16 protein-coding genes and 1 pseudogene are annotated in these 13,788 nt (G+C 48.2%); 6 read left to right on the top strand and 11 right to left on the bottom strand.

Annotation, left to right across the window (positions count from 1 at the left end; translation table 11 throughout):
* Positions 1–168 precede the first annotated feature (168 nt).
* Complete coding sequence (locus P0H77_RS18820) at positions 169–1,122, top strand: substrate-binding domain-containing protein (RefSeq protein ID WP_276158735.1); 954 nt, start codon at positions 169–171, stop codon at positions 1,120–1,122.
* A 1-nt stretch (position 1,123) separates the two neighbouring features.
* On the opposite strand, the gene P0H77_RS18815 is transcribed toward P0H77_RS18820, so the two are convergent.
* A complete protein-coding gene (locus P0H77_RS18815) occupies positions 1,124–1,996 on the bottom strand; it encodes a PfkB family carbohydrate kinase (RefSeq protein ID WP_276158734.1) in 873 nt (290 codons plus the stop codon).
* Positions 1,997–2,022: 26 nt separating this feature from the next.
* On the opposite strand from P0H77_RS18815, the gene P0H77_RS18810 reads away from it, so the two are divergent.
* Positions 2,023–2,868, top strand: a complete 846-nt coding sequence (locus P0H77_RS18810; protein WP_276158733.1) for a BtpA/SgcQ family protein — start codon at positions 2,023–2,025, stop codon at positions 2,866–2,868.
* Positions 2,868–3,512, top strand: coding sequence for a TenA family protein (locus tag P0H77_RS18805; protein ID WP_276158732.1), 645 nt, complete (start codon positions 2,868–2,870; stop codon positions 3,510–3,512). Before P0H77_RS18810 ends, P0H77_RS18805 begins: the two co-directional genes overlap by 1 nt.
* A 342-nt stretch (positions 3,513–3,854) precedes the next feature.
* Here P0H77_RS18805 and P0H77_RS18800 read toward each other — a convergent pair whose 3' ends face one another.
* Positions 3,855–4,721 (bottom strand): LysR family transcriptional regulator, encoded by an 867-nt coding sequence (locus tag P0H77_RS18800; RefSeq protein WP_276158731.1) that lies wholly within the window; start codon positions 4,719–4,721, stop codon positions 3,855–3,857.
* Positions 4,722–4,811: 90 nt separating this feature from the next.
* Between P0H77_RS18800 and P0H77_RS18795 the strand changes: the two genes are divergently transcribed.
* From P0H77_RS18795 to P0H77_RS18785, 3 genes are all read left to right on the top strand, one after another.
* The gene (locus P0H77_RS18795) at positions 4,812–5,315 is read left to right on the top strand and encodes a lactoylglutathione lyase family protein (protein WP_276158730.1); all 504 of its coding nucleotides are present in this window, start codon (positions 4,812–4,814) and stop codon (positions 5,313–5,315) included.
* Entirely contained in the window at positions 5,308–5,613 is a 306-nt protein-coding gene (locus P0H77_RS18790) for a hypothetical protein (protein ID WP_276158729.1), read from the top strand. Before P0H77_RS18795 ends, P0H77_RS18790 begins: the two co-directional genes overlap by 8 nt.
* A 108-nt stretch (positions 5,614–5,721) precedes the next feature.
* Entirely contained in the window at positions 5,722–6,867 is a 1,146-nt protein-coding gene (locus tag P0H77_RS18785; RefSeq protein WP_276158728.1) for an L-dopachrome tautomerase-related protein, read from the top strand.
* 717 nt (positions 6,868–7,584) lie between these two features.
* Here the strand turns inward: P0H77_RS18785 and P0H77_RS18780 are convergent.
* From P0H77_RS18780 to P0H77_RS18740, 9 genes and pseudogenes are all read right to left on the bottom strand, one after another.
* Positions 7,585–8,193, bottom strand: coding sequence for a hypothetical protein (locus P0H77_RS18780; protein WP_276158727.1), 609 nt, complete (start codon positions 8,191–8,193; stop codon positions 7,585–7,587).
* 31 nt (positions 8,194–8,224) lie between these two features.
* The gene (locus P0H77_RS18775) at positions 8,225–8,788 is read right to left on the bottom strand and encodes a hypothetical protein (RefSeq protein ID WP_276158726.1); all 564 of its coding nucleotides are present in this window, start codon (positions 8,786–8,788) and stop codon (positions 8,225–8,227) included.
* Positions 8,788–9,777 carry a hypothetical protein gene (locus tag P0H77_RS18770; RefSeq protein ID WP_276158725.1) on the bottom strand — a complete coding sequence of 330 codons (990 nt, stop codon included), beginning with the start codon at positions 9,775–9,777 and terminating at the stop codon, positions 8,788–8,790. The genes P0H77_RS18775 and P0H77_RS18770 overlap by 1 nt, the downstream gene beginning before the upstream one ends.
* A 169-nt stretch (positions 9,778–9,946) precedes the next feature.
* The gene (locus P0H77_RS18765; RefSeq protein WP_276158724.1) at positions 9,947–10,321 is read right to left on the bottom strand and encodes a hypothetical protein; all 375 of its coding nucleotides are present in this window, start codon (positions 10,319–10,321) and stop codon (positions 9,947–9,949) included.
* A gap of 18 nt (positions 10,322–10,339) precedes the next feature.
* Positions 10,340–11,419: an RHS repeat-associated core domain-containing protein gene (locus tag P0H77_RS18760; protein ID WP_276158723.1), complete on the bottom strand. Its 1,080-nt coding sequence runs from the start codon at positions 11,417–11,419 to the stop codon at positions 10,340–10,342.
* Between the two features lie 42 nt (positions 11,420–11,461).
* Complete coding sequence (locus P0H77_RS18755) at positions 11,462–11,788, bottom strand: hypothetical protein (RefSeq protein ID WP_276158722.1); 327 nt, start codon at positions 11,786–11,788, stop codon at positions 11,462–11,464.
* Entirely contained in the window at positions 11,782–12,276 is a 495-nt protein-coding gene (locus P0H77_RS18750) for a DUF4150 domain-containing protein (RefSeq protein ID WP_276158721.1), read from the bottom strand. Before P0H77_RS18750 ends, P0H77_RS18755 begins: the two co-directional genes overlap by 7 nt.
* 592 nt (positions 12,277–12,868) lie before the next feature.
* Positions 12,869–13,009, bottom strand: a pseudogene (locus P0H77_RS18745) (transposase family protein); the annotation flags it as partial.
* A 274-nt stretch (positions 13,010–13,283) separates the two neighbouring features.
* Positions 13,284–13,754 carry a hypothetical protein gene (locus tag P0H77_RS18740; protein ID WP_276158720.1) on the bottom strand — a complete coding sequence of 157 codons (471 nt, stop codon included), beginning with the start codon at positions 13,752–13,754 and terminating at the stop codon, positions 13,284–13,286.
* Positions 13,755–13,788: the final 34 nt, after the last annotated feature.

Raw genomic sequence — 13,788 nt, 5'->3', positions numbered from 1 at the left:
CGCGCCGACACGGACCGGTTGCCGGAATGAAATTAAGCAGGTATCCGCCGAACGGTCGCTGATTGTTCTGGCCATATAGACGATATTTGCCCGCCAAAAATAATCCTTCTGCGTTCGCATGCGGCGCGGAACTCTGCTGGCTATCAACTATTCCCGACGAGGATACTGATGATGTTATTTAACACCGGAAAACTGCGTTTACTTGCTTTAGCCACGACGATGCTGGCATCAATGAGTTTTATTTCTGCCGCCGGCGCCGCCGGTCCGACCTATGCGCTGGTGCAAATCAATCAGCAGGCTCTGTTCTTTAATCTGATGAATAAAGGCGCCCAGGATGCGGCCAAAGCCAGCGGCAAGGATTTAGTTATTTTTAACTCTAACGATAATCCCGTAGCGCAAAACGACGCGATAGAAAACTATATTCAGCAAGGCGTTAAAGGCATTCTGGTTGACGCTATCGACGTTAACGGAATTATGCCCGCGGTAAAAGAAGCCGCCGCCGCTAACATTCCAGTGATTGCGATTGATGCCGTATTACCGGCCGGGCCGCAGGCGGCTCAGGTCGGCGTTGATAATATCGAAGGCGGCAGAATTATTGGTAAATATTTCGTGGACTACGTGCAGAAAGAGATGGGCGGTCAGGTGCGGCTGGGTATTGTCGGCGCGCTGAATTCGGCCATTCAGAACCAGCGGCAGAAAGGGTTTGAAGAGACGCTGAAAAGCAATCCGAAAATTACCATCGCTAACGTCGTCGACGGCCAGAACGTGCAGGATAAAGCGATGACCGCGGCGGAGAACCTGATTACCGGTAACCCCGATCTGACGGCGATCTATGCCACCGGCGAACCCGCTCTGCTGGGCGCTATCGCCGCTGTGGAAAACCAGGGGCGCCAGAAAGATATTAAAGTCTTTGGCTGGGATCTGACGGCGAAGGCGATTTCCGGTATTGACGACGGCTACGTCACCGCCGTTCTGCAGCAGGATCCGGAAAAGATGGGGGCCGAAGCCCTGAATGCGCTGAACACGATCGCTTCAGGTAAAACCGTGCCGAAAACTATTCTGGTTCCGGCCACGGTGGTAACCAAAGCGAACGTCGATACCTATCGTTCGCTGTTCAAGTAGGTCAGCGCGCGCCGTTCACGGCTAACAGAGCGGCGAGCTCATGACCGCCGGGAAACGCGCTGAGCGTCCCCCGGCGGCTAACGGTAATGGCGGCAGCGCGGCTGGCGTGCGCCAGCGCCAGCGCATCCGGCGCTACGCCGCGCAGGATCGCGGACGCCAGCATTACCGCGAGGAACGTGTCGCCAGCGCCGGTGGTGTCCAGCGCTTCGGCGGGGACGGCGGGGCAAAACTGGCGCTGGCCTGCCTGAACCAGCCAGGCGCCTGCCGCGCCCTGGGTCACGACTAAGGTTTTTACGCCGTAAGGCTGGAGCTGCTCGGCCTCGGATTCATTGACCACCGCGATGTCGATAAGCGGCCACAGATGGCAAAAATCAGGATTGACAGGCGAGGGGTTGAATACCGTTGTCATACCGCGGGTTTTGGCGTACTGGAACAGCGCCCGGGTTTTATCCAGGGCGAAATTTCCCTGCTGTAGCAGAATATCGCCTGCGGCGGCCTCCGCCATATGAGGAATAATATCATCAAGGCTGAACGTATCGGCTGCGGCCGTCGTGGTAATGATGGCATTGTCGCCATCAGCGCTATTTAAAATAATCGAGGTATCGCTATGTTGATTGAAATGGCCGTCGGGTAGTAGCGTCAGTGGTTCATTTTTTATCTGCTGGCGGATCCACTCGCCGTTGCTGTCATTTCCCGTGGCGGCAATTAAACGCGTGTCGATTCCGCAGCGGGATAATATAATCGCCTGATTCGCGCCTTTACCGCCGATATCCTGCGAAACTTTAATGCCGTGAATGGAAGCGCCTTTTTTCGGTATATCCGGAATGGACCAGGTTTCATCTACGGTAATATTACCAGTAACATAAACACGCATAGTGTTCCCTTAACAGGATGGATAAGATGGTTGCTATCTCAGCAGAAAAAACGAATGCAATACAAGCTATTTTTTCACGTGATAAAGTTGTTATTGGCGTTATTCATTGCGATCCTTTTCCAGGTACGCCTAAATATCGAGGGAAATCAGTCCCCGGTATTGTTGAGCGTGCGCTTCGCGATGCTGAAAATTATATTTCAGGCGGCGTTCACGGCCTGATTATTGAAAACCATGGTGATATTCCTTTTTCCAAACCTGAGGATATCGGTCATGAAACCTCTGCGCTGATGGCGGTGATTACCGAGAAAGTTCGTGAGCGTTTTGGTGTGCCGCTGGGCATTAACGTCCTGGCGAACGCGGCGATCCCGGCGATGGCGATCGCCCTGGCGGGCGGGGCCGATTTCGTCCGCGTAAACCAGTGGGCCAACGCCTATATCGCCAACGAAGGATTTATTGAAGGGGCGGCCGCTAAGGCGCTGCGCTATCGCAGCATGCTGCGCGCTGAACATATTCGCGTCTTTGCCGACAGCCACGTCAAGCACGGTAGCCATGCCATCGTTGCCGATCGTTCTATTCAGGAGCTCACGCGCGACGTGGATTTCTTCGAAGCCGATGCGGTGATCGCGACCGGCCAGCGCACGGGCGATAGCGCCACGATGGAGGAAATTGACGAGATCCGCGGGGCGACGGAGCTACCGCTGCTGGTGGGATCCGGGGTGACGCCCGCCAACGTGAGCCAGATCCTCGGACGGACCCAGGGGGTCATTGTGGCCAGTACGATGAAGGTCGATGGCGTCTGGTGGAACGATGTTGAACTGGCCCGGGTGAAGCATTTTATGTCGGTCGCTCAGGCCGCGCTGGAGGAAGCATAATGGAAGCGTTTAGCGAACGGCTGTTGCGCGAACATCAATCGGCGTGGCAGGCGATGCAGCAGCACCGTTTTGTGACTGATATCGAACAGGATCGTCTGCCGACAGCCGTCTTTAACCGCTATCTGGTGTTTGAGGGCAACTTTGTCGCGACGGCAATCGCGATTTTTGCTCTCGGGGTCAGCAATGCGCCGGGTATTCATCAGCAGCGCTGGCTTATTGGCGTCCTGAATGCCCTGGTTGACACGCAGATTGCATGGTTTGAACAGGTATTATCAGAACGGCGGATTACTCCCGCTGATTATCCGGACGATCTTCCCGGCGTGCAGCGCTTTCGCGACGGCATGCTGCGGACGGCCCGGCAGGGAAGCTATGAGCAGATCGTTACCCTGATGTTCGGTGCGGAGTGGATGTATTATTTCTGGTGCCGACGGGTGAGCGAACATCGCCAGAGCGATGCTGATGTACGACGCTGGGTGGAAATGCACGCGGAGGACGAATTTTATCAGCAGGCGCTCTGGCTGAAGAACGAACTCGACCGCTGCGCCATGGCGCTGAGTGAACATGAAAAGCAGGCGCTGTCGGCGCTTTACGGTGATGTGCTGCAGTGGGAAATTGATTTCCATCACGCTGCGTACGAGGATTAGTCGTGCGCTAAACAAAGGGGACGCCGAAGCGGCGCCCCCTGAACGTTGATACTATGAAATGGGGTATATAACAGCTTTTCTGACGTTTCAATGATTCTATCAATGCGCGTTTTTATAACGATAAAGGGCCTGAACTGGAACAGGGCGTTCGTTTCTATTCTGAGACTTTCGGCTTTCCCGTTAAAGCGCAGGTAACAGAGTATGTTTCTCCGACAGCAGGGGAACCGACGAAGCAGCCGGCACAGACTAAACCAAATCCGGTGATTATCGGGCATCAGGACTGGCTGGATGGTCTGGTATCGGCGGCAAAGCGGGTAAATAAATCTGGCTCCCGGGCAGAGGTTATATCCTGTCTTTCAGCCAGTGCAGCGCCTGTTGCGCCCGCGCCGAGAGCGGCCATTCGGCACGATGAATAAGCCAGATGGTATCAACAAGTGCAGCCCCGTCTTCAGTGACCTTAATGGCTTGCGGACGAGCAAACGCCAGCCGGGCAAAGCGGGGCAGGACGGTGAATCCCAGCCCGCGCGCCACGGGTTCGAGTATGAGGCTGATTTGATTGCTGAAACCACGCTGCGGAAGGTTACGAACGCCGGGATTGCCGGGAAAACGTCTACTGAGCAGACGCGTCGCCATAGCCTGCCCGTCAGGATGATCGATATAGCCAAGCGCTTCCAGATCTTCCCAGCAATTAACACAGGCGTTGGCCGGAATAACCAGTTCCAGCGCCTCCTCAGCAAACTTCTGCGCCACAAGCCGCCGGTCATCAGGTTTCTGCGTTACAAGTCCCATTTCATAGCGATTATGTAGTACCGCGTCGATAACTTCACTGTCAGGGGCAAAACGATGACGAACCGTTAAATCCTGATGCTCCCCCTGTAGTGAAAGCAGCAGTGGATAAAGGCGCAAGCCAATACTACCGGGTGAAATCAGGCTAATTTCGCCGCAGGTGACATCACTGTCGCTGAGCCGTAACTCAAGCTGTCGGTGCGCCCGATCAACCTGCTGACAATAATCAGTCAGCGCGTTTCCGGCCGGGGTCAGTTCCAGAGGCCGTCTGCTGCGCAGGAGAAGGGGCCCTAACTTCTGCTCGAGGTGACGAATATGCTGGCTGACTGCAGCCTGGGTGATACCAAGCTGCTCTGCACATTCAGTGAAACTGCCCACTTCTGTCAGTGTAACGAATGATTTTAACCATTGTGGATTTAGCATAATGAAAATTTATAAATCCTATAACTGAATCACTGTTTTCATTATACATGGCTGCACGTAGTCTGTAGATCTTTTCATCACTGGAGAGAAATGATGACAACACCTTATCCCCGTGCTTTTTCCCACATTGGCCTGTCGGTCACTGACCTTGACGCTGCCATTACGTTTTATACCGAGGTGATGGGCTGGTATCTGATTATGCCGCCTACTGAGATTCAGGAAGATGATTCCGCTATTGGCGTAATGTGCACAGACGTATTTGGCTCAGGCTGGGAAAAATTTCGTATTGCCCACCTCTCAACCGGCGATCGTGTTGGAGTGGAGATGTTTGAGTTTAAAGCCGCTGAAAAACCGGAAAACAACTTTGAATACTGGAAGAGCGGTGTGTTTCACTTTTGTGTGCAGGACCCGGATGTGGAGGGATTAGCGGCTAAAATCGTCGCCGCAGGCGGCAGACAGCGTATGCCTGTGCGTGAATACTATCCTGGAGAGAAACCCTACCGGATGGTCTACATGGAAGATCCGTTTGGCAACATCATTGAGCTTTACAGCCACAGTTATGAGCTGACTTATTCGGCAGGTGCCTATGTCTGATAATGACCTCTGTGTTCCCACGGAATGGCGCGGCTGGGTATGGCAGGGCGGCGATTCACCGGCAGCACTGCAGGATTGTTATCTCAGCGCTCAGCCATTAAAGCCTGATGACATACTGGTACATAACGCAGCGATCGGGCTTAACCCTGTGGACTGGAAAGTCCTGTCGACGCAGGTCGGCCAGGTCCTTGGCGTTGATGGCGCAGGTACCGTGGTTGCCGTGGGGCCGAATGGCGATCTGCGCCCGCAAGGGGCATGCTCTTTTACCTGTTACAAAGGCCTGATGCCTCAGTCGTAGCCAGCAGTTCTGATGTACTTTGTTGCCGAGCATTACTCATCGCAAGGTTAGTTGAGAACTGGCCTTTTGGGTGCGAATAACTTCCAGAACTGATACCCGGAACAGAAAATGACTTATTCACGCCGTACATTTCTAAAAGTACTTGCTGTGCTTTGTGCTGGCAGAATCCCTTTCACTCATGCCGTCACATTAAAGCCTGTATTGCAGGTTGCCGTTCAGTCTCCCTGGATGGCAAACCAGGTCGCGATTACCCGCAGCGGCAGACTTTTTCTTGGTCTGCCGCGCTATTCTGCTGAATATGCCACACCCTCACTGGCGCGTCAGAGGGCAGATGGCAGCCTGCAGCCTTTTCCGGGAAACCGCTGGAATACCTGGCAGCCGGGGGACGATGGCAGCGAGGCGTTTGTCTATCTCAATTCGGTACATGTATTTACTGATGAAAGCGTATGGTGTGTCGATCAGGGTTCATTAAGCGCCGGTATTTTCGGCGAGCAGTTCGCCAGACCCGGCCCGGGTGCGCAGAAAATTGTCCAATTAGACGCCGGAAGTGGTGAGATTATTAGAATTCTGCGTTTTGATGAAACCATCCTGCCTCCGGGCGCGCAGATGAATGATCTACGTTTCCACGGTTCACGAATATACATTTCTGATTCAGGACTGGGGGGCATTATTATTCACGATCTCAAAAACGGCCTTACCCTCCGCCGCCTGTCGGGTATGCCTGTAGTAAAAGCCAGCGATAAAGCACCTCCCGCGATGCTGGCGCACGTTAAAGGGGGAAAAACATTTCATCCACCGAATAGTGATATGATCGAGATTACCGCCGATGGCACGTGGCTCTACTGGGCTGCGCCAACAGGCCCGTTGTATCGGGTACAGACCGAATATCTCTGGAATGAAAAGCTTTCTGATACCGCTCTTGCCGGGCATGTGGAGCTTGTTTATGACAACAATTTTTCGGGTGGATGCGCGATGGATTCGGAGGGAAACATCTATTTCTCAGAAACTGAAACTCATAATATTACTCTGTGGTCTCCTCATGGAAAAAGTGCGGTACTGGTTAGCGATCCACGACTGGTTCGACCGGACGGTTCTTTTATCTCACCCGACCGAAAACTCTGGATTCCGGTAAAACAGCCTGTTGTATCCACATCGGATACAGGTAAAGCTAAACGAGTATTTAATATTTACAGCATTGATCTGCCGAACAATTATGAAGGAATACCTCTGGGTAGTGCAGTAAGTGGATCGTGAATGCTATTTTTTATGTGTAAGAGGTAATTATTTCACCTTGCCCGGCAGCGTCAGAGACAGTGTAATTTGGGTCAACAACCCGTTGAGCCGATTCGCGTTTGAATGCAGGACTAAAAATACACGGATAAAAGTGTTGATAGTTTGAGGGATATGCTGGAAACAGAGCTGACGTAATTAGTGGATGAATATCGAACTGACACAATCTGGCATTAGCGATCAGGGTCTGTAAAGATCACGCACGAAAGAACAGACTTGCGCAAACAAGTCTGTTCTTCAGGAGCCTTTCTTTCAACAGCAAATAACAGCGTTACATCGTGTTTTTACTGGCTCGACTTCGTGTCCGTCAGGATTGCATCTTGTAAAACTGACCAGCCGGTTTTGAATGGTGGTGCCCGGACTCGGCGCAGTCCTTTGGGCTAATGAAATGTTTTCTATACTAAAACTATTTTTAGCTGTTTGTCGGGACCACCAAGCAGACTACCACGAAAGCATTCCTTGCAGAATTGCAGGTTATCTACAACATTGGCTTACTGGTTTGTCCGTCACCGGATGCGGATTTGGTTTCTGCTACAGCTTCACAAGGTATGATCCTGTTCATTAACAAAACCTGATAAAGCTGTTTTAGCAACCTGTAACCAGTTTGGTTAATCGTGTTAACGAATCATGTAATTTACTGCGTATCATTGAAAAAAGGGACAACAATTACGCTGTCCCTTTTTATCCTGCGCCCTGATGTTCAGCTTTTATCGGCTGAATATCCGTGCTGGCCTCTGCCTGCTCAGTGATAATACGTTTCAGACGCTCCACCTGATCCGGCTCCAGTAGATCAATCAGTGATTCATCACGTTCAAACATGATGGTGCGGGCACCTTCACCAAACATGTCCCACTGTACGCCTCCGGTAGGAATGGCGTTACCGATACCGGCTTTGCCTACGAGTCCCCAGCGTCCGGACAGGCTTAACAGCGGGTTCCTGGCACGGGTTTCTGTCCCTGCATCAATTTCTCCTGACGGGGCAATATCTGTCCGGCTCTCAATATCCACCCCCTGCGCCAGCATGAAATGATCGGCCAGATCGAAGGGGATGATACCGCCATTTTTCTCAGTGATGCGTTTAATCACGACCTGATGTGCAGTGTGACAAATGGCTCCACGGATAACAGATTGTTTATAGCTGTTGAGCAGTCTGTAACCACGATAATCAAATTCTCCCACAGGGCGTTCACAGCATGAAAATTTTTCCTGCACATTTTTGGGTTCAGCCATATACGGTTTAACAATACTGGTTAAGGTCTTATGAACCAGTTCAATTAGATGAAATTTCATTTATTCACCAGGCAGTCAATAACCTCATATGCTATTTTCCCTGATGTGTATTTTTTTTATCTGATACCTTATCAATCACATTCATAGCCAACCTCCGATGGAGATAGAATTTTATTACAATCAAAAAGGAGTGGCTATTCAATAAATATCTACTCCACAAAAGCATCCCCGCTATTACCATCATTAATTGCCAGTGAAAATCTCCAACATAAAAAGATAAATATAATGATATTAAAAACAAAAGACAATCAATCAGAAACAGATATTTAAATGTCACAACGGCCCATTTTCTTCCTTTTATCGTTGCCTTCATGGCAAGAACCACTAATACAACAACAATTAATACAGGTGGATATATAATTGAGACGGCTACTGGAGGAGGAAAATCAAAACTGACAAGTGTAATTTGAAATGGTACCGAGAATGAGAACATCAATAACATCATTATTGCAATAACAGAAAGCGGATTGGGTATTTTTTGTTTAAGCCAAATATTATTAAGCGCATGTTCGATAATATCATTTTCATTAATGCTATCAAAATAATAAATCAATGAGCTAATATTCTTCCCGGTAATAAAATTTATGATTTTCATTAAAATGTCTGCTCTGTACGTAGTATTCCTATTGCGTAACGATCTTGCTCTGTATACTCTGGTTCCTGCTTTTTAGCCACAAAAGGAGCGCCACTGAGTACCCCATTAAGTGCGCTACCGCCATATCCCATTGATGATATTATTGTATCATTAAGATAACTATTTATCTCACGCATGGCGTTTTCAGAGTCTAGTACTTTAGGGTACCTATTAGCTGTTAACCACATGCTAATTTGTTTTTCTGAAGCGTTGGGGTTAAAATGCTTAATGATATTTTTTGAAAGGGTAATTCGCTCAGTCACATTAAATCCACGCAGCCATTTTATCAACGAGACTGTAGCATTACTGGATACACTTTTAATAGCTCTAAATGCTTTAACAGCTTTATATAAATCCCGACCAGCACCGGCCAGAGCTATCAGGTCTAATATTGCAATTGTGGATAAATACCATGTCTGAGAGTCAAACCACCTAACCCATTTACCATCATTAAAATTTAAATCGTACAATCTCAATCCACTATTTACACATTGTGCTCCTGTAGCTATAGTGCCTGCCGTCGAAATTACAGCAAGAGGAGTAGCACCTCCGAAAGATGCTACTGTAGCCGCATCAGCAATAAAAGTTCCGATACCCCATAGAATCATCGCTCCACAAGACAATATGAATGATGTTTTCTCGTTTTCAATTAATGATGAAGTAACTATATCTTCAAAGTTCTTTTTGACTGAATCAGGAAGAGATGTGAGTATTTTGGTGATAATAATATGTGTAATTTTATGCGCTACGGCACCGGCTCCAGGTCTTGACTTCCGGATCACAAAAGATTCGACACCATCATTATAAATAATACCGACACCATAGAAATCCTTATGACAATCAAGATTATTAATTATCGACTGGAAGTTAATATTTTCAGGCTTTACAATACCAAGCATTACTGATATATCATAATCTGAATAGTCCTCAATTTTTCTATCATTAAACATTTTGTTATACCTCCAAATGGTTATAATGACGGGTCGTGGGTTGCAGTAGGGCAAGCGCATGAATTAAATTTGTGTTAAATCCCAGGGCAAGATTACGAAACCCCGCAAGGACTGTAGCCAGATACCCTCTGTCTTCCCCTCTTCTGGTTTACGCCTACCGGGATAACTTCTAAGTTAAAATTCTATATTCCACCGAATTCGCAACTATATGGATCCAATCCTTTGAATTAAAAAAGTCAGCTAAAAATGAAAACATATAATCACCACCCAAGTGAAAATATTTTTGAAACCCAGAAGAATCTACAGAAATCAATTTTTTATCGACGTATTTGAATATGCACTCCTCACGAGTATCAACTGTCCATGAAAGAGGCGCATCAATATAAGAGACATCACAGAATTTAAATTCTATAAAATAATCTTGATCTGTTAACTCCATACATCCCTTTATAATTAAATCATTATTACTGATGCTATCTATTTCCATATCACACCACTCTTTTTCTTTTAATGTTTTACTTATTTCATCTATTGTATTTTTCATGAAAATAATCACCTTTCCTTAATAAGGGATATGTGTATCTTTTGCTGCTTGTGCATCATAAGTCGGATTAGGAGCACCACCCTTATAATTTGGTTTCAGCGTTGATTCCTTATGCCAATCACCATAAATATCCATATATTCTGTACCATCTCCAATCTTCTGGCGCGATACTCTATATATACTGCCAGTATATCCATGATTGGGGGCCGCCGGATGAGCTCTAACCGTTATTTTATATTGACCATCAATCCACGTTTCTTTTAAAGATGCAGGAGGTGTCCGCAACCCTTGTCTTTTAAGGTCCTGTTCAAAGAAATCTCGAGTAGCAACTCTAACAAACTCCCCTTTGCTATTCCGCCAGCGTCTGAGATTTGCATCCCACGAATAACAGTCTAACCCAAGCGGGTCACTGTAATATAATGGATTTAATACATAACCATATGGATTAGTGCCTCCTAGTAACCCAATAGGATCTGCACACAGATACTGCCCCGTTTCGCAATCATAGTACCGGAAACGGTTATAGTACAGCCCCGACTCCATATCCTCATACTGCCCCGGAAAACGCAGCCTGCATGATATATTGTCATCATTCGCACTCTCTTCCCGGCCCCAAAGCTGTTGTTTGCCCCGCCAGACGATTTCGCCATCTTCGGTCAGCAGCTCCTGAATACGGCCAACCGTATCCGTGATGGCATAATGCAACTGGCCTTTCTCATAACGTGCCAGTGGCGTAAAACTGCCCGGCTCGTATATCCAGCGGATGGCATTTTCACTGTCCTGTGTACCATCGGCGTTAACCGGAATTTCTTCCGTTAACTGGTCCCCGTTCCAGTGAAAATCCATACCGGGCTTGTCCCGGTTGGTACAGCGCTTACTGATTCTGCGCCCGAACGGGTCGTATTTATACTCCCAGCGTTCTCCCTCAGGTGTTTCCAGTCCGGTAAGCTGACTCCGCGCATTCCAGCGGTAGCGCCACTGCAATGGCCGGAAGCCGCCTTTATCAACCAGTTTTTCCACCAAGCGATCGTTAACATCGTATTTCCAGGTGATACCATGCTCATTGACCACCCGGATAAATTTCCCTTCCTCCGGCATCCCGGTGTCCGGGTTAATACGGTGTGTTGAGTGTCGCCATTCTTAGTGTCCACTCAATATCACCCGGCCATGCTGTTGATGCTGGCTCGTCTCACTTTCCAGCACCTCGTTCACCCAGGCCTGACGGCGGGTGATATTTAGGTTTTTGTCGTAGGTAAAGCGCTCTTCACACATCAGCGTTTTGCCGCTGCCCGTCCAAGTGGCGTGACTTATCTGGTCGTTCGCCGTCACGCTGTTGACCATCGTGCCGCGCAGCGAGTCCGATATCATCGTCAGGTTATACGCTTTGTCGTACAGCCACTGGCGTTGCAGGTCTTTGTTCCCGGTCTCCGGTTCTGCTTGGCTGCCCGCGCGTTGCGTTGTCAGCATTCCCGTCTGCGAGTAGCCCAGCCGCTGCCTTCTTCCTCTTCTTCCTCTTCCGTCTCAGGCTCATCCGGCGGGTCTGCCTCGTCTGCCGGAACCCCTCCCGGTGGCGGCTGTCCCACTATCAGACCAATAGTGTTCCGGCTGTTCATCCAGAACTCATCGTTGTGCCGTAACATGGGTTTGCCGCCAAAGAACACTGTCTCGCTGTGCTCCAGCGGCTCACATACATCCCCCACCGTGCCACTGCTCACGCCTTTCGCGGCACCCGGTGAATCACCGATGGTCTGCGGGATTTTACTCTGGTCAAGCACCAGCGCCGGGCAGCCGTTCAGCTTCACCGACTCCACCACCATCACCGCCGTACCCATATTCGCCGTGACAGGGTAGGGGACGGGCGGTGTCGAATCCCCGCGCGGCGTTTTACACACGTCCGGTTTGGTGCTGACGACTTTCCAGTCTCCGCTCTTACGCACGGTATAGTTATCTGCCATCCTTATGCACTCCCTGTTTCAGGAATCAATAACATTTAATTAATGTTATTCGCTGAGAAAATTATTTCAGGAGATATTATCCCCGCTAAACACCTCATGAAATTAATTAGTATTAAAATAACCTAACGATGATTGCCGGATAGTCCTTCGGATAATGCCTGTATAATAAAAATGTAAACTACCGGGTATTTTTAGTAATCAAAAAATAATATTATTTCTATTTTATTGGTCAGAATTATTTTCAATCACCAATTAAATACAACCAAAGCAATAAATATTTAGCCTGTATATCATTGATGCCCGGTTGGCGCTGTTGTATTTTCATATACGCAAAACACACGATCTCTGATTGTATTTTATCTTCGATCTATGGCTGTACAAAAAATAATACTCATGCTTTCGCCCTGGCTAAGATCCTGTCTGAGCTTTCCCCCTGCGCTGCCCACCGTGACTCTTTATCACAGCAGCCGGGGTTGTTTGGGGCCGATTTGCGACAGCAGCTCCCGGTAGGCCTGCCACCGTTTCTTCTCAAGCTTGCGCATACTCCGCGCAACGTATCCTTAGCTATGCGTTTCTGCATACGGCCCCCATGGATGTCATCCCATCCCTCAGCACCAGGAGTGACAGCGCAGATTGTCAAAAGAAGAATGTCTGATAACTTATGTTCTACTTTTTAGGAGTGTCTGTAATCAGGAATAATTGAAATATGTGCCATTAACTTTTCAAGTTCCATAATCTGTTCTCCTTATTTTTCAGGAGATATTTGATCATATGTAAAGTCAGAAGGACAGTTGCACCGGATAAGGATTGGCTTAATTTTTAAACAAAAAATGCGGATTTACTAGTACAAAAAACGTACTGCTGATGATCTTTCCCTAGGCATTACAGCCGCTCACCGTCGGGACGGATAACAGCGGTCAGGATATCGAACGCGCCGTATTCATAGCGGGTCGTTTTCCCCTCGCCATCGGTGGGATTTCCCGACAATCGCTGATGGCACCAATTCGTTATTTAATGTTATTAATTTTCTTAAAACGTTTCCATTCGTCCTTAAGTTTGGCATATATAGCATCCCTTGACACTCCGGCCTCTTTCATATGTATCACAAAATAATCTATTGTATTCGAGCGCTCACCGTAACCTTCGCCTTCATCGTATGTGTAAAAAAGATCTCGTAATGCATCTATTCTACCAATGCGCCACTTACAGTCACTGCCTCTAAGTTCATATAGCGCACTACGTTTCCTGCCCAGTTCTTTACGAATATATTTTATTTCTTCATCATCACCATGTTCCCAAGCTGCTTTCCCCTTAATTAGAACCTCCATCTCAGCAATATCAAACGGTTCCAGCAAAACCAATACACTCGCCTTCAAGTTAATAATTTTTTTATAAGTATCTAAATCATCATGCTTTTCATGGTAATCGCATATTTCGTCAATAAGATCAATTAAGTCATCTCTGTAAATATCGGTCATTTGAGCCTCCATTATCATAGATACAATTATCACA

Source organism: Superficieibacter sp. HKU1, from assembly GCF_029319185.1.
Taxonomy (GTDB): domain Bacteria; phylum Pseudomonadota; class Gammaproteobacteria; order Enterobacterales; family Enterobacteriaceae; genus Superficieibacter.
This window is presented reverse-complemented; position numbering and strand designations above follow the sequence as displayed.

Coding starts and splice junctions, on each gene's coding strand:
- P0H77_RS18770 (WP_276158725.1), bottom strand. CDS start 9,777: ATGTTTAATGATAGAAAAATTGAGGACTATTCAGATTATGATATATCA.
- P0H77_RS18740 (WP_276158720.1), bottom strand. CDS start 13,754: ATGACCGATATTTACAGAGATGACTTAATTGATCTTATTGACGAAATA.
- P0H77_RS18780 (WP_276158727.1), bottom strand. CDS start 8,193: ATGAAATTTCATCTAATTGAACTGGTTCATAAGACCTTAACCAGTATT.
- P0H77_RS18750 (WP_276158721.1), bottom strand. CDS start 12,276: ATGGCAGATAACTATACCGTGCGTAAGAGCGGAGACTGGAAAGTCGTC.
- P0H77_RS18820 (WP_276158735.1), top strand. CDS start 169: ATGATGTTATTTAACACCGGAAAACTGCGTTTACTTGCTTTAGCCACG.
- P0H77_RS18800 (WP_276158731.1), bottom strand. CDS start 4,721: ATGCTAAATCCACAATGGTTAAAATCATTCGTTACACTGACAGAAGTG.
- P0H77_RS18765 (WP_276158724.1), bottom strand. CDS start 10,321: ATGAAAAATACAATAGATGAAATAAGTAAAACATTAAAAGAAAAAGAG.
- P0H77_RS18760 (WP_276158723.1), bottom strand. CDS start 11,419: ATGCCGGAGGAAGGGAAATTTATCCGGGTGGTCAATGAGCATGGTATC.
- P0H77_RS18785 (WP_276158728.1), top strand. CDS start 5,722: ATGACTTATTCACGCCGTACATTTCTAAAAGTACTTGCTGTGCTTTGT.
- P0H77_RS18815 (WP_276158734.1), bottom strand. CDS start 1,996: ATGCGTGTTTATGTTACTGGTAATATTACCGTAGATGAAACCTGGTCC.
- P0H77_RS18775 (WP_276158726.1), bottom strand. CDS start 8,788: ATGAAAATCATAAATTTTATTACCGGGAAGAATATTAGCTCATTGATT.
- P0H77_RS18790 (WP_276158729.1), top strand. CDS start 5,308: ATGTCTGATAATGACCTCTGTGTTCCCACGGAATGGCGCGGCTGGGTA.
- P0H77_RS18805 (WP_276158732.1), top strand. CDS start 2,868: ATGGAAGCGTTTAGCGAACGGCTGTTGCGCGAACATCAATCGGCGTGG.
- P0H77_RS18755 (WP_276158722.1), bottom strand. CDS start 11,788: ATGCTGACAACGCAACGCGCGGGCAGCCAAGCAGAACCGGAGACCGGG.
- P0H77_RS18795 (WP_276158730.1), top strand. CDS start 4,812: ATGATGACAACACCTTATCCCCGTGCTTTTTCCCACATTGGCCTGTCG.
- P0H77_RS18810 (WP_276158733.1), top strand. CDS start 2,023: ATGGTTGCTATCTCAGCAGAAAAAACGAATGCAATACAAGCTATTTTT.